Source organism: Ruegeria sp. CDSC051 (genome assembly GCF_059610665.1).
This window is the reverse complement of record NZ_JBXWOC010000001.1, coordinates 486577-502642: the sequence shown is the minus strand read 5'-3', so window position 1 is coordinate 502642 and position 16066 is coordinate 486577. Positions and strand designations below refer to the sequence as shown.

At 56.0% G+C, this 16066-nt stretch carries 13 protein-coding genes and 1 tRNA gene; 7 read left to right on the top strand and 7 right to left on the bottom strand.

Annotated features, from left to right (window positions below; translation table 11 throughout):
• Positions 1 to 167 precede the first annotated feature (167 nt).
• Positions 168 to 695 carry an outer membrane protein gene (locus tag AC2FH0_RS02470; RefSeq protein WP_496788467.1) on the bottom strand — a complete coding sequence of 176 codons (528 nt, stop codon included), beginning with the start codon at positions 693 to 695 and terminating at the stop codon, positions 168 to 170.
• 394 nt (positions 696 to 1089) lie between these two features.
• Here AC2FH0_RS02470 and AC2FH0_RS02465 point away from each other — a divergent pair, with 394 nt between their 5' ends.
• A complete protein-coding gene (locus tag AC2FH0_RS02465; RefSeq protein ID WP_142633641.1) occupies positions 1090 to 2634 on the top strand; it encodes a trimethylamine methyltransferase family protein in 1545 nt (514 codons plus the stop codon).
• Between the two features lie 53 nt (positions 2635 to 2687).
• On the opposite strand, the gene AC2FH0_RS02460 is transcribed toward AC2FH0_RS02465, so the two are convergent.
• Positions 2688 to 2933 (bottom strand): EF-hand domain-containing protein, encoded by a 246-nt coding sequence (locus AC2FH0_RS02460; protein WP_271947247.1) that lies wholly within the window; start codon positions 2931 to 2933, stop codon positions 2688 to 2690.
• A 539-nt stretch (positions 2934 to 3472) separates the two neighbouring features.
• Positions 3473 to 7093 carry a vitamin B12-dependent ribonucleotide reductase gene (locus AC2FH0_RS02455; protein ID WP_496691195.1) on the bottom strand — a complete coding sequence of 1207 codons (3621 nt, stop codon included), beginning with the start codon at positions 7091 to 7093 and terminating at the stop codon, positions 3473 to 3475.
• A 533-nt stretch (positions 7094 to 7626) separates the two neighbouring features.
• Here AC2FH0_RS02455 and AC2FH0_RS02450 point away from each other — a divergent pair.
• Positions 7627 to 8061, top strand: a complete 435-nt coding sequence (locus tag AC2FH0_RS02450) for a hypothetical protein (protein ID WP_496675753.1) — start codon at positions 7627 to 7629, stop codon at positions 8059 to 8061.
• Between the two features lie 12 nt (positions 8062 to 8073).
• Here the strand turns inward: AC2FH0_RS02450 and AC2FH0_RS02445 are convergent.
• The 4 genes from AC2FH0_RS02445 to pdxH form a co-directional block, all read right to left on the bottom strand.
• Positions 8074 to 8150 (bottom strand) — tRNA-Pro (locus AC2FH0_RS02445).
• Positions 8151 to 8193: 43 nt separating this feature from the next.
• Positions 8194 to 8661, bottom strand: a complete 468-nt coding sequence (locus tag AC2FH0_RS02440; RefSeq protein WP_281972048.1) for a DUF192 domain-containing protein — start codon at positions 8659 to 8661, stop codon at positions 8194 to 8196.
• 6 nt (positions 8662 to 8667) lie between these two features.
• Positions 8668 to 9174, bottom strand: a complete 507-nt coding sequence (locus AC2FH0_RS02435) for a cold-shock protein (RefSeq protein WP_282021219.1) — start codon at positions 9172 to 9174, stop codon at positions 8668 to 8670.
• Between the two features lie 142 nt (positions 9175 to 9316).
• Positions 9317 to 9922: a pyridoxamine 5'-phosphate oxidase gene (gene pdxH, locus AC2FH0_RS02430; RefSeq protein WP_496691194.1), complete on the bottom strand. Its 606-nt coding sequence runs from the start codon at positions 9920 to 9922 to the stop codon at positions 9317 to 9319.
• 135 nt (positions 9923 to 10057) lie between these two features.
• Here pdxH and fabI point away from each other — a divergent pair, with 135 nt between their 5' ends.
• The 5 genes from fabI (at position 10058) to trpE (ending at position 16038) form a co-directional block, all read left to right on the top strand.
• Entirely contained in the window at positions 10058 to 10864 is an 807-nt protein-coding gene (gene fabI / locus AC2FH0_RS02425; protein ID WP_142633624.1) for an enoyl-ACP reductase FabI, read from the top strand.
• A gap of 3 nt (positions 10865 to 10867) precedes the next feature.
• A complete protein-coding gene (gene gpt, locus AC2FH0_RS02420) occupies positions 10868 to 11377 on the top strand; it encodes a xanthine phosphoribosyltransferase (RefSeq protein ID WP_496688181.1) in 510 nt (169 codons plus the stop codon).
• Positions 11378 to 11413: 36 nt separating this feature from the next.
• Positions 11414 to 12589, top strand: a complete 1176-nt coding sequence (locus tag AC2FH0_RS02415) for an aminotransferase (RefSeq protein WP_496788465.1) — start codon at positions 11414 to 11416, stop codon at positions 12587 to 12589.
• 81 nt (positions 12590 to 12670) lie between these two features.
• Positions 12671 to 14512: a peptidylprolyl isomerase gene (locus AC2FH0_RS02410; protein ID WP_496788464.1), complete on the top strand. Its 1842-nt coding sequence runs from the start codon at positions 12671 to 12673 to the stop codon at positions 14510 to 14512.
• 14 nt (positions 14513 to 14526) lie between these two features.
• Positions 14527 to 16038, top strand: coding sequence for an anthranilate synthase component I (gene trpE, locus AC2FH0_RS02405; RefSeq protein WP_142633617.1), 1512 nt, complete (start codon positions 14527 to 14529; stop codon positions 16036 to 16038).
• Positions 16039 to 16066: the final 28 nt, after the last annotated feature.

Below are 16066 nucleotides of genomic sequence, written 5' to 3'. Positions count from 1 at the left end.
TCTAGCACGGCTATCCCGCCGCGCCAAGCCTTACGTTCTATCATGACCAGGGAGTGATTGGCGAACGCCTTGAATTGGAATAGGAAATTGACGCCATGTTCCGCAAACACCTGACCTTCATGGTCGTGAATTCGGCAGCTCAGATCAGATTCAATCTGGAAATCTTGCTAGAACCGGAATGTCGTACGCAGGTTGAACACATTCGAATCCAGCCCCCCATTCGATCGGGTAACGTCATTGAAATTCTGGCGCAGCGCCTCACCGCTGATGACGAAATTATTGCCAATCGGATAAGCGACACCAATGCCATAAACCGCTGCGGTATCGTTTTCGACCGTGGAATCCACGCGCGCCGCACCGATAACTACATATCCCAACGCATTACCGAAATCGTATCCGCCGCGCAGTTTCAGCCGGGTCATGCTATCCAGACTGCCTTCGCCCTGACCAAGATTCAGCGACAGCCGGTTATACTCAAGCTCACCACCCAACACGAACTTGCCGAAATCAAAGTCATACCCGAGATGAGGACCAAAGGTGGTGTCGCTGCCGCTTGAACCATTCGGCCCGTCTGCATCAGCATAGCCAAAGCTGAATCCCGCATAGGCACCGCTCCAATCCTCGGCCAAAGCCGGTGAGAAGCCGGATGTCGCCAGAGCAACAATTAATGCGATATGCGCCTTCCTACGATTCACCAAAAACCTTTCAGCAATGCTTTCGAGTATTCAGATCAATTTGCTACAAACTGGGCCGCATTCGTTAAAAAAGCGTTTAGCCTAGAGGCCCAATTCAAGTAAGCACAGGAATTATAGCAGATTTCGACCGCCTCGGGGAAAAATATCTTTGGGCAACAATCACTTGAGAATTTGCTTCGCTTTTCGGCATCAAGGTCGCAAATAGAACAGATAATGCCGTTCTGAATTGGAACACTGCGGCCACTGGATGAGGAACCAAATGCAGAACGAATTTTGGAAAATCCACCTGATCAGCCGCACAATCGGCGCGGATCGGGGACGTGCTGCCAGGGGGCGGCCGTCAGGCTTTTTGTAAGGCCTCTCAAAATACGTTTCTCACTATTGGATCCTAAACATGAACGACCAACCCCGTAACTCTTCCCGCAGTGGCGGACGTGCTGCGCGTCGTGCTGCCCGCGCATCTGCTCTGCCTGATCATCTGCGCCCTATCCGCCCGGGAATGGAGGGCGGACGCTACAAGCCACTGACTCAGCCACAAGTCGAACGCATTCACGAGGCCGCGCTGCAAGCGCTTGAAACCATAGGTCTGGCGGATGCTCCGCAAAGCGGGATCGACTATCTGGTTGGCGCGGGCTGCACACTTGGCGACGACGGACGCATCCGGTTTCCGCGCGCGCTGGTTGAAGACACTATTGCCAAAGCCAACCGCTCGGTCACTTTGTTCAGCCGGGATGGTCAAACTGACCTGGAATTGTCGGGGGCAAAGGTTCACTACGGGACCGCCGGTGCCGCTGTCAGTATGGTTGAAGTCAACGGCCGCGAATACCGCGATTCGACTGTGCAGGATCTGCACGATGCCGCGCGGATTTGCCAACAGCTGGACAACATCCATTTTGTCCAACGCCCGATGGTTTGTCGCGATATTTCCGACAATCTCGAGATGGACCTGAACACGATTTACGCTTGTAGTTCTGGTACTTACAAGCATATCGGCACATCATTCACCGATCCTAGTTATGTCGCGCCAGCGATGGAGTTAATCCACATGATCGCAGGCGGTGAAGACAAGTGGCGCGAGCGGCCATTCATCTCGAACTCGAACTGCTTTGTCGTACCGCCCATGAAGTTTGCCACTGAAAGCTGTCAGGTGATGGAGGAATGCATCAAGGCAGGAATGCCTGTTCTTCTTCTTTCGGCCGGAATGGCAGGTGCAACTGCTCCGTCCACAATCGCAGGCGCCATTGCCCAGGCGACAGCAGAATGTCTTGCCGGTTTGGTTTATGTAAATGCCGTAAAGCCAGGTGCACCGGCGATTTTTGGAACCTGGCCCTTTGGGTTGGACCTTCGGACAGGCGCAATGTCCGTAGGATCAGGTGAACAGGCTCTGCTCAGCGCAGGCTGTGCCCAAATGCACAAGTTTTATGATCTGCCAGGCGGAGCCGCCGCAGGCGCATCGGATTCCAAATTGCCTGATATGCAAGCGGGATGGGAGCAGATGTGCTCGAACGTCATGGCCGGCCTGTCGGGCCTGAACATGGTTTATGAATCCGCTGGAATGCACTCGTCTCTGTTGGGTTTTTGCTTTGAAAGCCTGATCTTAGGGGATGATCTTATCGGACAGGCGATGCGCTGCGTCCGCGGGATCGAAGTATCTGACGAAACACTGGCATTGGATCAGATGGCCGAGGTTTGCCTTGGTGGGCCCGGTCACTATTTGGGAACCGATGCCACACTTGGGCGCATGCAGGCCGATTATGTGTACCCCGCACATGGAGATCGAACGTCTCCGAAAGAATGGGTCGAGCTTGGCAAACCTGACTTGATCGAAAAAGCGACCGCGCGAAAACTGGAAATCCTGTCGACCTCTTCGCCGGCACAGTTCGATCCGGCATTGGATGCGCAGATTCGCAGTAAATTCAACATTCACCTACCCCGATAAACACGTAGAAAGGCGGCCAGAATTCTCGTCCGGCCGCCTTGATAATTTGTTGATCAGCCGTTTGTGGACGGCAGCAACCCGGCTTCCTGCGCGATTGCAATTTCATCCTGATCCAGCGCGCCGTCGCCATTTGCATCCATTGCTGCAAATCCGTTTGCGTCAACGTCCGGCACGACGGCCTGAACTTCTTCGATTGTCAGAACGCCGTCCCCATTGGTATCCGCCGCAGACTGCGCGACAGCCAAAGTCGGCAGAGCAAAAGCAAGTGCCGAAAATGTGACCAGAGTATTCAGTTTCATTGTGATGCCTCCTGATAGAGTTTGTGTGTTTTGTGTCCGGACAAGCATCAAGAACACGCAATCACCACCGGTTGTCAGCCGCTCACTTCAATCGCTTTGATTTCGCGCCAAACTCCGCGTGTTTGCCAGAGTCGCATCCGCGGTCAGTCGCTCGGCAAAATTCCCTCAAACCCGCTCGGCGGTTCTTGCCCGACGGGAAACGGGTAATCCGGCGAGGCTCTGCCGAATTCGCCGTTTTTAGGCAAAAAGAAAGGGGGCCGAAGCCCCCTGTCAGTTTCGCCATCCAGGCTCCATTCGTTGACCGCCCGGTGTTTTGTTTGCCTGCGGCCTGGACGTCGCATGGAACGAGCGCACCCGTTCCGTGAAAGAGTGGGAAAGAGCAAATATTCCGCCCCACCCTGTTCCCGGCCAACACGGGCATGTCGGCCGAGTGGACCAAGGCATCGAAGGTAAGTCTCTGCGCCTTGCTCCGTATTCGTCGGGGCCGGCAACTGTGGCAGCTTCCGACCCCTGCGCCCCGGGTTGCCGGGGCGCTTAACTCAGCTACACCCGCTTGTTGAGCCGCAGGTGTTGCATTTCATGCAGGTGCCGTTGCGCACCAGCGTGTAGTTTCCGCATTCACCGCAGGGATCGCCCTCATAGCCTTGCATCTTGGCTTTGGTGCGGGCGTCCATCCCGGTTGCTACGGCGGTTTCGGCCACCGGCGCTTCGAATGTGGCTGCGGTTTCGGCCATGCCGTTCACCACGTTCTGTCCGCCGTTCAGAACCATCAGCTCCTGAGGCATCCGCTTGCGCAGATACCCGGTCGAACTGATTTGTTTCAGCACTTCCAATGACTTGGACGCCGCGCTTTCGCTGATCTCGGACACGTTCGAGACACCTTCTTCCTCGCCCCGGCCCAGATCATCAAAGCTTGCGCCTTCTGGTTTCACATGGGCCAGATCGGTGCGGTCCAGATAGGACACGGCCAATTCGCGGAAGATGTAGTCCAGGATCGACGTCGCGTTCTTGATCGAGTCGTTGCCTTGCACCATCCCAGCGGGTTCGAACTTGGTAAAGGTAAAGGCATCCACAAACTCTTCCAGCGGCACGCCATATTGCAGGCCAACCGACACGGCGATGGCAAAGTTGTTCATCATCGCCCGGAAGCCCGCGCCTTCCTTGTGCATGTCGATGAAGATCTCGCCCAGTTGGCCGTCTTCGAACTCACCGGTGCGCAGATAGACCTTGTGGCCGCCGACAATCGCTTTTTGCGTATAGCCCTTGCGGCGATGGGGCAGTTTTTCGCGATGGCTGCGGATCATTTCCTTGACCACAACCTTCTCGATCACCTTCTCGGCCAGAACGACGGCTTTTTCCTGCGGCGTCCCGGTTTCCAGCACCTCGGCTGCCTCTTCGTCATCCTCGACCAGCGCGGCTGCCAATGGCTGCGACAGTTTAGAGCCGTCGCGATACAGCGCGTTGGCCTTCACACCCAGCGACCAGGACAGCTCATAGGCCTTCTGGCAATCCTCGATGGTGGCGTCATTCGGCATGTTGATCGTCTTGCTGATCGCGCCTGAAATAAAGCTCTGCGCGGCGGCCATCATCGTGATGTGGCTATCAACACCCAGGAAACGCTTGCCTTTCTTGCCGCACGGATTGGCGCAGTCGAAGATCGAATAATGCTCTTCCTTAAGATGCGGTGCACCTTCCAGCGTCATGGTTCCGCAAACGTGGTCGTTGGCCGCGTCGATATCCGCTTTGGTAAAGCCCAGATGGCGCAGCAGATCGAAGGTCGGGTCATTCAGCTTGGTCGCAGGAATGCCGAGAACACCGGTGCAGAAATCTTCGCCTAGAGTCCACTGGTTGAACACGAACCGGATGTCGAAGGCGCTTTCCAGCGCGGCATCCACTTTGGCCAGTTCATTGGGGCCAAAGCCATGACCCGTCAGCGAGGTGTGGTTGATCCCCGGAGCGTTGCCAATGGTGCCATGACCAACCGCGTAGCTGACGATCTCTTCAATCTGAGCCGAGGAATACCCCTGCTTTTCCAGCGCTGCAGGCACCGAGCGGTTGATGATTTTGAAATACCCGCCACCGGCCAGTTTCTTGAACTTCACCAAAGCAAAATCCGGCTCGATCCCAGTGGTGTCGCAATCCATTACCAGACCGATGGTTCCGGTTGGCGCAATCACAGTGGCCTGCGCGTTGCGGTAACCGTTCTGCTCACCCAGGCTCAGCGCTTCGTCCCAAGCTGACATCGCCAAATCAACCAAACGTTTATCCGGGCAGTTGCCATGGTCCAGAGGTACAGGCTTCACTGCCAGTTTCTCATACCCTTCAGTCACACCCTGAGATGCGCGTCGGTGGTTGCGGATGACCCGAAGCATGTTATCGGCGTTGCGCTCATAGCCATTGAACGGACCCAATTCGCCGGCGATCTCGGCCGAGGTTGCATAGGCTACACCGGTCATGATCGCGGTCAGCGCGCCACAGATCGCGCGGCCTTCATCCGAGTCATAGCTATAGCCCATGTTCATCAGCAGACCGCCGATATTGGCATAGCCCAAACCCAAAGTGCGGAAGTCATAGGACAGCTGCGCGATTTCCTTGGACGGGAACTGCGCCATGGTCACCGAGATCTCCAGCGTAAGGGTCCACAAGCGCGAGGCATGCATATAGTCCACTGCCTGGAACTCATCATCCTTGAGGAAAGTCAGCAAGTTCATCGACGCCAGGTTACAGGCCGTGTCGTCAAGGAACATATATTCCGAACACGGGTTCGATCCGCGAATCTCCCCATCTTTGGGGCATGTATGCCACTCGTTGACTGTGTCGTGAAACTGGATGCCAGGATCGGCGCAGGCCCAGGCCGCGTGGCCAACCTTTTCCCACAGGTCGCGCGCCTTGACGGTCTTGGCGACTTTCCCGTTTGTGCGGTTGACCAGTTCCCAGTCCGCGTCCTTCTCGACAGCGGTCAGGAAGGCGTTGGTTACGCGAATCGAGTTGTTCGAGTTCTGGCCCGAAACCGAGCTGTAGGCTTCCGAATCCCAATCCGTATCGTAGGTCGGGAATTCGATGCTATCGTGACCCTGCTTGGCGTAATCCAGAACGCGTTTGATGTAAGTCTCGGGGATCGCAACATTTTTCGCCTGGCGAACCGCCTTTTTCAGGCTGTCATTCGTCTTGGGATCATACGCGTCTTCCTGCGCGCCGTCCCAGCTGCGGATGGCCTCGAAAATGCCGTTCAGCATCTTCTCGTGCATCTTCGATCCGGCAACGATCGAGGCCACCTTCTGCTCTTCGATCACCTTCCATTCGATGAATTTCTCGATGTCTGGGTGATCTGCATCGACGATGACCATCTTTGCTGCTCGACGGGTCGTGCCGCCTGATTTAATCGCGCCAGCGGCGCGGTCGCCGATCTTGAGAAAGCCCATCAAACCCGAGGATTTACCGCCACCCGACAGTGCCTCGCCCTCGCCACGCAGGTGGCTAAAGTTGGTCCCGGTTCCGCTTCCGTATTTGAATAGGCGCGCCTCGCGGACCCACAGGTCCATAATGCCACCCTCGTTCACCAGATCATCATCTACGGACTGGATGAAACACGCATGCGGCTGCGGATGCTCATAGGCGGATTTCGATTTGGTCAGCTTGCCTGTCTTATAATCGACATAGTGGTGCCCCTGGGCCGGGCCATCGATTCCGTAAGCCCAGTGCAGGCCGGTATTGAACCATTGCGGGCTGTTCGGCGCAGCGCGCTGAGTCGCCAGCATATAACGCATCTCGTCGAAATAGGCGCTCGCGTCATCCTCGGTCGAGAAATAGCCACCTTTCCAGCCCCAATAGGCCCAGGCGCCGGCAAGACGGTCAAACACCTGCTTGGACGAGATTTCGCCCCCAAATTCAGCGTCCTCAGCCGGAACAGAACGCCACAGGAATTCAGGGACATCCTTTTCCTTGACCTTCTTCAGCTTGGTCGGAACGCCTGCCTTGCGGAAATACTTCTGCGCGATGACGTCGCTTGCGACCTGGCTCCAGCTGGTAGGAACCTCGATATCGTCCAGGCGGAAAACGATGGTCCCATCCGGGTTTCGGATTTCTGACGTCGCAGAAGCGAACTTAAGCTCTGCATAAGCATCCTGTCCCGATTTGGTAAATTTTCTGTCAATCTTCATGTCCGCCGCCCTAGATTCAATCAACTTGTCCCTTGGCTTTTGATCCCAATAAACGGACCATCTGCCCTAACCGAAAATCTTGGGCGCAGGAAACCGGCCGCTGCCCGAAGCAACGTGACCCCGTTCCGACGGACGCACGTAAGTATGATGTGCTCTCCAGCCCTCGCCCTATGCCACGTTCTGGATTTTCTACCAGATTTAGTGGCAGCACTTTCGGCCTATACAATCTGGCGTATTCACACATAGATCGTCAACGGCCTTTTTCCGCCATTTTTGGAATCTTTTATGTTGACCGATCCGCATAGACAAACTGGTGAAGGACAGTTTCCGATTCCTCCACAGAGTTATCCGCCATGGTTCGCCATCACCTAGCCAAGTCCGTAATACGATTAACCGTTCTTTCCGGCTTACTTATCGCGATTTGATAAACCAGCCTTAAGATGTCTAGGTTGAAATAGAATCAGCATCCGGCCGATTTCGACATTACTCAGAGGTGCGCGTAAAAGCACATCCAACAAAGGGCAGACCGATCAATGACCGCGTTTCGAATAATTTCCCTGTTTGCCCTGATCGTGGCCTGCACACCACAAGAAACGCCCGCCACATCGCGCAGCGCGCAGTTCTCGGCCTTTCCCGACAAGTTGTTTGCTACGTTCGAGACATCATGCAACGGCCCGGGTGAGGAATTTAGGAAAATCGGAAATCGTCAGTTCGAGTGTCAGGAACTTCTGCCTCCGAAGACCACAGCCTACCTGATTCTCAATTATGACGGCTATCCACAGAACCTACCCAAAAGTGTGACTCGGCTGACCGCCGAAAAAAATGCAGGTGGCTATCTGGTTGAAGCGGATCTTTTTTTTAATGTGCCGCGCGAAACAGGGCCTGCTGCAAAAGTCCCTGTAGAAAGCAAAGAATTGGATAAAACCCTTAGCGCCATCTATCGAACGATGGGTGGGTCGCCATTTTAATTTTTGAAGAAGTGGTCGGGGCGGCAGGATTCGAACCTACGACCCCCTGTACCCAAAACAGGTGCGCTACCAGACTGCGCCACGCCCCGAACCGTGCGCCTTCCTAACCGTGCCGTTCTGATTTGAAAAGCCCTAACAGGGCCAAATTGCCGGACCATGTGAAAAAACTTTGTGCTGGATCTGTGTTCCAGGCGTGATCAGATAACGATCTGCGAGACCAGCGTTGATTTCCAACACCGCGAATACCGAATCGCCCCCTCCGATGGGGGTCAAATCACCGGGAATCGCGTTGTGATGAACTTTCGTTACCATACCCGTCTTATCTATGAAGATCAGGTCCAGAGGAATCAGCGTGTTCTTCATCCAGAACGCAACAGGTTGCGGCGGGTCGAATACAAACAGCATCCCTGAACGTACCGGAAGCGATTCTCGAAACATGAGTCCGCGCGATCGCTCCTGCGGCGACACGGCGAGTTCAATATCAAAGCCGATTTGGGACTTATCATTTTTCAGGCTAACACGATCTGTACGACAGGCGGCGTCTGCGCCACCGGCCCAAAGTAACAAGACAACAGTCAGAACCTTGAAAAGCCCTGCCATGACAGATCAGTCATCCATAGCTGCTTCCCAGGCCATAACCTGGGCCGCCATCCGACCACGCTGTCCGTCTATGACCCGCATGGCCAATGCTTCACCGGGTTGTAGATCCGCAAGCCCCGAACGGCGTAGAACCTCAATATGCAGGAACACATCCTCGCCACGCCCGAATACATTAGCGAAGCCAAACCCTTTGCCCTTGTCGAACCACTTAACCCGCGCAGCCACCAAAGGGGCCGCTGCAATCTCAACTGGATCAAGTTCAGCAAAATCCGCGAGCATCATCGTATCGGCGCGCGCTGGCGGATCGACGCTGATGACTTCGACAGCTTGCACACCGCGATCAGTGCGATGCGTCATAATTTCGATGCCCGCCCCGTCTGCAACCGAGCTTTGACCGAAATTACGCAAAACGTTTACGTGCAGCAGAATATCCGGCCCACCTTCATCCGATACGACAAAGCCGTATCCTTTGGCAGGGTCGAACCATTTAACGTGTCCTCGGACGCGGTACATGTTGTTCAGATCTTCTGGCACTGTGGTCCCACTGCGTTTTTTTTCACTTTATTAAGGGTCCGATGTGTATGGGATTGACGCGCAAATTCAAGGTGAAAAATCCCTTTGTTATCTGCGCATTGCAATTCGCGACACGTGAACGTCATGGATTCAACCTCTGAATCTGCCATTCGGAAGCAGCGTCATCCCGGCACCACCTGAACCTGTCATGCAGACGAAATGCGCCGTCTGCCCAGAATTCGATTTCCGTCGGCACAAGCCGGTAGCCACCCCAAAATTTAGGGCGCGGAGGATTTGGGCCAAGCCTTGCGGTCACTTTCGCCACATCCGCCATCAGCGCGGAACGGCTGCTAAGCGGCTGAGATTGCTTGGACGCCCATGCACCAAGCCGACTTTTCAATGACCTGGAGGCATAATATTCATCAGCCTTTGGTCCATCCTCGCGCGTGATTGTACCACGAACGCGGACTTGACGCCGCAAAGATTTCCAATGCATCACGAAGGCCGCCTTGCCAGCATTGTCCAACTCGCCTGCCTTGGCACTTTCGTAATTTGTGTAGAAGACGAAGGCGTCGGCTTCGATCTCTTTCAACAGCACCATTCGTACATTGGGCATACCATCTTCGCCCACGGTTGCCAGTGCAATCGCGTTAGGATCGTTGGGTTCACTTTTCACAGCTTCGCCCAGCCACCGCCCTGCTATTGCAAATGGGTCGGTTCCTGCGAAGATGCCATCACGTTCGCTCATTTCCATCCCCTGGAAACTATTGAGGGATACCCTAGGGCGAGTTCCCGCCACGGGCAAGAGTGCACGGCCTTGAAGCAGACCAGCCAATGGCATAAACCAACGCAACATAACGCGAAGACAGGCGGAGAACCGAACATGTCAAATCAGTTGATGGCCGGAAAGCGCGGCCTCATCATGGGACTGGCCAATGACAAATCAATCGCATGGGGAATCGCCCGCGCCTTGTCCGAGGCCGGGGCCGAGTTAGCATTCTCATATCAAGGGGATGCCTTGAAAAAGCGCGTTGACCCTCTGGCGGCACAGCTGGGCAGTGAGATCGTCCTGCCTTGCGATGTCAGCGATGAAGCCTCGATCGACGGTTTGTTCGATGCGCTGTCCGAGAAATGGGGAAAGCTGGACTTTGTTGTCCACGCAATCGGTTTTTCAGACAAGAATGAGCTACGCGGGCGCTACGTTGATACGTCGCGGGCGAATTTCAACCTCACGATGGACGTGTCGGTTTATTCCTTTACCGCCGTGATGCAGCGTGCCGAAAAGATGATGACCGAAGGCGGTAGCGCCATCACCCTGACCTATTACGGCGCCGAACAGGTGATGCCGCATTATAATGTCATGGGCGTTGCCAAAGCCGCGCTGGAAGCATCGGTCAAATATCTGGCCGAGGATTTAGGCAAGGACGGCATTCGTGTGAATGCAATCTCGGCCGGGCCGATCAAGACGCTGGCCGCCAGCGGTATCGGCGACTTCCGCTATATCATGAAGTGGAACGAGTATAACTCACCCCTGCGCCGCAATGTGACCATCGACGATGTTGGCAACTCGGCGCTTTATCTGCTTTCCGATCTAAGCGGCGGTGTCACTGGTGAGAACTTGCATGTGGATTCGGGATACCACATCGTCGGTATGAAAGCCGTTGATGCTCCAGACGTTGAGAAGGGTTGAATCATGAGTGCCAAGGACCGCCTGCCCCACGAAAAAGGCTTTCACATCAGCTGGGATCAGATTCACCGCGATTCCCGAGCGCTCGCTTGGCGGCTGGATGGGCAAGGTCCGGATGATGGAGCCTGGCGTGGCGTCGTTGCCATTACCCGTGGCGGCATGGCACCGGCGATGATTGTCAGCCGCGAGCTGGACATTCGCACAGTCGACACGATCAGCGTGCGCTCCTACCATCATCAGGATCAAGGCGAAGCCGAAGTGCTCAAAGCGCCCGACGCTGACCTCATGGGCGACGGCACCGGAATCCTGATCGTCGACGATCTGGTCGACAGTGGCAAAACTCTGGAACTGGTACGGGCGATGTATCCCAAGGCGCATTTCGCGACGGTTTATGCCAAGCCGAAAGGCCGCCCGATGGTTGACACTTTCATCACCGAAGTCAGCCAGGACACCTGGATTTTCTTCCCGTGGGATATGGCTTTGCAATATGTCGAACCCTACCGGGGCACGGATTGATCCGGCCCAAGCGCAGCAACTGACTGGGGCGCTGAGATGACCCGGACACGCACTGCCGCCACCTTTCCGCCCCCAGTCATGGAGGCGCGCCGGTGGATCGAAGGCGTGACCTTCCCTGAAGAGCGGCCCTTGATAAACGTAAGTCAGGCGGCCCCCGTCGATCCGCCTCCACTTGAGATGCGTCAGGCGATGGCGGCTTATGCGTCGACCGAGGATTCCGCTCATCTCTATGGCCCGGTTCTGGGCAACAGCGCCCTCAGGTCTGAGCTTGCCAGCCAGATTTCGGGTCATTACGGCGCACCTGTCGCACAGGAACAGGTTGCCATTACTTCTGGCTGCAATCAGGCCTTCGCCGCTGCGATTTCCTCCATCACAGACCAAGGGGATGAGGTCATTCTGCCCACGCCGTGGTATTTCAACCATAAAATGTGGCTGGATATGACAGGTGTTAACGCCATTGATCTGAGAACTGATGATGGACTGTTGCCAGAGGTGAACGCGGCGCGGGATTTGATAACGGATAAGACCCGCGCCATTGCTCTGGTCACCCCGAACAATCCCGGCGGTGTCGAATACCCGGCTGAGCTGCTGCGCGCGTTTTTCGAACTGTCGCGCGAAACCGGAATTAAGCTTTTGGTTGATGAGACCTACCGCGATTTCGACAGCCGCAGCGGCCCGCCCCACGATCTGTTCGCTCAGCCGGGCTGGGATGACACTCTGATTCATCTATATTCGTTTTCAAAGGCCTACCGTCTGACCGGTCACCGAGTAGGTGCTGTTGCGACCAGTCCGTCGCTGCTGTCTGAGATTGAGAAATTTCTGGATACCGTCGCGATCTGTCCAAACCAAATCGGTCAGTTTGGTGCGTTTTGGGGGATGCAAAACCTGTCGCAATGGCTGGCCGATGAACGAAGGGAAATCCTCGACCGTCGCGCTGTCATTACAAGACAACTTCCCAAACTGACCAGTAAAGGATGGCGGTTGCTTGGGTTGGGCGCCTATTTTGCCTATTTCGAACACCCGTTTGACATCTCTTCGGATGATTTGGCCCGTCGGCTGGTTACGGATGCCAGCATTCTGTTGCTGCCAGGCACGATGTTCATGCCCGATCACGACCCGGCCGGGAAACGACAAGTCCGCATCGCATTTGCCAATCTTGATCGCAACGGAATTACGGAATTGTTTGACCGCCTGCACGCTCTCTCCTTCTAAGCTTGCCCCCCGGCGGTGCGCGTCGTATTCAGGGCCGCAACCGACAGGGCAAATACTTGCCGAATAAAACAAGAGGGCACCATGGCCGCAGGCATGAAAAATCTATCAAAGACCTTTGTCTGGATCCTCATGGGTCTTTTGATGCTGGGCCTTGCAGGATTTGGCGCGACCAGCCTGACTGGAACTGTGCACACTGTGGCGCAGGTGGGCAACGAAGATATCTCGATTGACGATTACGTCCGCGAACTTCAGCGAGAAATCCGCGCGGTCGAAAGCCAGACCGGCCAGCCCCTGCAAATGTCACAGGCCCGCGATTTTGGCTTGGACCAGCTGGCTCTGTCGCGCCTCACCGCGCTGGCGGCTCTGGATAACGAAGTTGGTCTGCTGGGTATTTCGATCGGCGATGAAAATTTGCAGGAAGAAATCGTCTCGATCCCTGCGTTTCAGGGGCCTGATGGTTCTTTCGACCGTGAGGCATATCGCTTTCAGCTTGAACAGGTTGGCATGACCGACACCGAGTTTGAAACCGATCTGAGGAAAGAATCCGCACGGACCATCGTGCAGGATGCCGTGGTCAGCGGAGTAGAAATGCCCTCGATCCTGACTGAAGTTCTGACAGACTTTGTCGGTGCCCGCCGCAGCTTTACTGTTGCAACCGTTTCACCCGAAGCTTTGGCAGAGCCGGTTGCAACCCCAACCGATGAACAAATCCAGGCCTATTACGACGAGAACCAGGACCAGTTTTCCCTGCCCCGCACCAAAAAGCTGACCTATACGATTCTGTCGCCCAATATGCTGCTGGATAGTGTCGAGGTGGACGAAGATTCAGTTCTCCGGCTTTTCGAACAGCGCGCAGACGAGTTTCAGCAATCCGAGCGCCGCCTTGTTGAACGCCTTTCTTTTTCTGATGACGCCGCTGCGCAAGATGCCATGGCACAGATTGAAGTTGGCGGGACAACCTTCGAACAACTTGTCCGTGACCGTGAGCTTGAGCTGAGCGACGTGGATCTGGGCGACGTTACCCGCGACGACCTAGGCGATGCGGCCGAGGCCATTTTCGCGGCTGAACTGGACACTGTTGTAGGACCTCTGCCCTCGGTATTCGGCCCTGCCCTTTTCCGTATCAACGGCTCGCTGGCTGAGAACAACACGCCCTTCGAAGACGCCGCCCCAGCTCTGCGCGAAGAGTTGGCCGCAGACCGTGCGCGCCGCCAGATCGAGGCTCAGTCCGAAGACATCAATGACCTGCTTGCAGGCGGGGCAACACTTGAGGAGTTGGCAGCCGAGACTGGGATGGAGCTGGGACAGATCGACTGGACTCGCGCCAGTCAGGATGGCGTGGCCGCATATGACGGTTTCCGCAGTGCAGCCGAAGCCGTGCAAGACGGAGATTTTCCCGAGATTGCATTCCTTGAGGACGGTTCGATCTTTGCGCTGCGCCTGAACGAAACGCTGCCTCGTCGGCCTGAACCGCTGGAATCAGCGCGTGATCGCGTTGCGGCGGCCTGGACACAGGTTCAAACTGACAAAGCGTTGGAAGACCACGCGAATGCCGTGTTGGAGCAGTTGCAGGAGAACGGGGATTTCAGCACGACCGGCCTACCTCACCGCGTGGAAAACGCTCTGACACGAACTGCATTTCTAGAAGATGTACCCGCAGGTTTCATGCCGGAAGTGTTCGACATGGAACTAGGAAGCTATCGTGTCGTTCCCGGTGCCGGGGTCGCGTTGATCGTTCGACTTGACGAATTGTTGCCCCCTGCCGAGACCGATGAACGCCGTCAGGTTCAACAAGCGCTTGCCGCTCAGCTGAATCAGGCTCTGGCACAGAACATTTTCGATGCCTATGTTCGCGACGCCCAGGCCCGCGCCCGTCCTGTGGTGGATCAGCAAGCACTGAACGCCGTTCAGGCGAGCTATTAATTAAGAGACCGAATATGGCCCTGACCCCAGAGTTTGACAGCTTCGCCCGCGCCTATGAGGCCGGCGAAAACCAGGTCGTTTACACCCGTCTGGCAGCCGATCTTGATACGCCTGTCTCCTTGATGCTGAAACTGACCGGAGCGCAAAAAGACGCCTTTATGCTCGAGTCGGTGACTGGTGGCGAGGTCCGCGGACGGTATTCGATCATCGGTATGAAACCCGACCTGATCTGGCGCTGTCGCGCTGAGACCTCGGAACTGAACCGCTCGGCCCGGTTCGACCCGGACGCTTTCACGGCGCAGGATGGCGATCCGATGGACAACCTTCGGACGCTTCTGGCCGAAAGCCGGATCGAGCTGCCTGACGACCTTCCACAAGCTGCGGCGGGACTATTTGGCTATCTCGGTTATGACATGGTGCGCTTGGTCGAGCATCTGCCGAACATCAACCCCGACCCTCTAGGCCTGCCGGATGCCGTCATGCTGCGCCCTTCTGTCGTCGCGGTTCTGGATGGTGTGAAGGGCGAAGTCACGGTCGTTTCCCCCGCCTGGGTCAGCGATGGCCAGTCGGCCAAGGCTGCATATGCCCAGGCAGCCGAGCGCGTTATGGACGCAGTGCGCGATCTGGAGCGGGCGATGCCTGCTGAAACACGCGACCTTGGCGATGCGTACGAAGTCGCCCCGCCCGTCTCGAATTTTACCAAATCCGGCTATCTGGAAGCGGTCGAGAAGGCCAAGGAATACATCCGCGCTGGTGATATCTTTCAGGTAGTGCCAGCGCAGCGCTGGACGCAGGATTTCCCGCTGCCTCCATTTGCGCTGTACCGGTCGCTGCGGCGAACAAACCCGTCGCCCTTCATGTTCTATTTTAACTTTGGCGGGTTTCAGGTGATCGGCGCCAGCCCGGAAATCCTGGTGCGCGTGTTTGGCAATGAAGTCACCATACGACCCATCGCCGGGACGCGTCCACGTGGAGCGACCCCGGAAGAGGACAAGGCTTACGAAATAGAATTGCTGGCCGACAAGAAAGAACTGGCCGAACATCTGATGCTGTTGGATCTAGGCCGCAATGACACCGGGCGGGTTTCAAAGATCGGAACGGTGCGCCCGACCGAAGAGTTCATCATTGAACGGTACAGCCATGTTATGCACATCGTTTCAAACGTTGTGGGTGAGCTGGCCGAGGGTAAGGATGCGCTGGACGCCTTTTTTGCGGGAATGCCTGCGGGGACGGTCTCGGGCGCGCCCAAGGTACGAGCCATGGAAATCATTGATGAGCTTGAGCCGGAAAAACGCGGTGTCTACGGCGGCGGCGTCGGCTATTTCAGCGCCGGCGGAGACATGGACATGTGTATCGCCCTGCGAACGGCCATCGTTCAGGATCAAAAGCTATATATTCAGGCCGGTGGTGGCGTTGTGTATGATAGCGATCCAGAGGCTGAATTCATGGAAACCGTCCACAAGTCCAACGCGATCAGACGCGCTGCGGCTGACGCGGCCCGATTTACGCTGTCCGGCAAGAATTGATAAAGGCAGCCCGTCTGGGCTGCCTGTT

What these genes read in the sequence shown, in the direction of transcription:
- AC2FH0_RS02455 (WP_496691195.1), bottom strand. Translation starts at nt 7,093, where the DNA reads ATGAAGATTGACAGAAAATTTACCAAATCGGGACAGGATGCTTATGCA.
- gpt (WP_496688181.1), top strand. Translation starts at nt 10,868, where the DNA reads ATGAGTGCCAAGGACCGCCTGCCCCACGAAAAAGGCTTTCACATCAGC.
- AC2FH0_RS02440 (WP_281972048.1), bottom strand. Translation starts at nt 8,661, where the DNA reads ATGGCAGGGCTTTTCAAGGTTCTGACTGTTGTCTTGTTACTTTGGGCC.
- trpE (WP_142633617.1), top strand. Translation starts at nt 14,527, where the DNA reads ATGGCCCTGACCCCAGAGTTTGACAGCTTCGCCCGCGCCTATGAGGCC.
- AC2FH0_RS02465 (WP_142633641.1), top strand. Translation starts at nt 1,090, where the DNA reads ATGAACGACCAACCCCGTAACTCTTCCCGCAGTGGCGGACGTGCTGCG.
- AC2FH0_RS02435 (WP_282021219.1), bottom strand. Translation starts at nt 9,174, where the DNA reads ATGTACCGCGTCCGAGGACACGTTAAATGGTTCGACCCTGCCAAAGGA.
- AC2FH0_RS02450 (WP_496675753.1), top strand. Translation starts at nt 7,627, where the DNA reads ATGACCGCGTTTCGAATAATTTCCCTGTTTGCCCTGATCGTGGCCTGC.
- AC2FH0_RS02415 (WP_496788465.1), top strand. Translation starts at nt 11,414, where the DNA reads ATGACCCGGACACGCACTGCCGCCACCTTTCCGCCCCCAGTCATGGAG.
- fabI (WP_142633624.1), top strand. Translation starts at nt 10,058, where the DNA reads ATGTCAAATCAGTTGATGGCCGGAAAGCGCGGCCTCATCATGGGACTG.
- AC2FH0_RS02460 (WP_271947247.1), bottom strand. Translation starts at nt 2,933, where the DNA reads ATGAAACTGAATACTCTGGTCACATTTTCGGCACTTGCTTTTGCTCTG.
- AC2FH0_RS02410 (WP_496788464.1), top strand. Translation starts at nt 12,671, where the DNA reads ATGGCCGCAGGCATGAAAAATCTATCAAAGACCTTTGTCTGGATCCTC.
- pdxH (WP_496691194.1), bottom strand. Translation starts at nt 9,922, where the DNA reads ATGAGCGAACGTGATGGCATCTTCGCAGGAACCGACCCATTTGCAATA.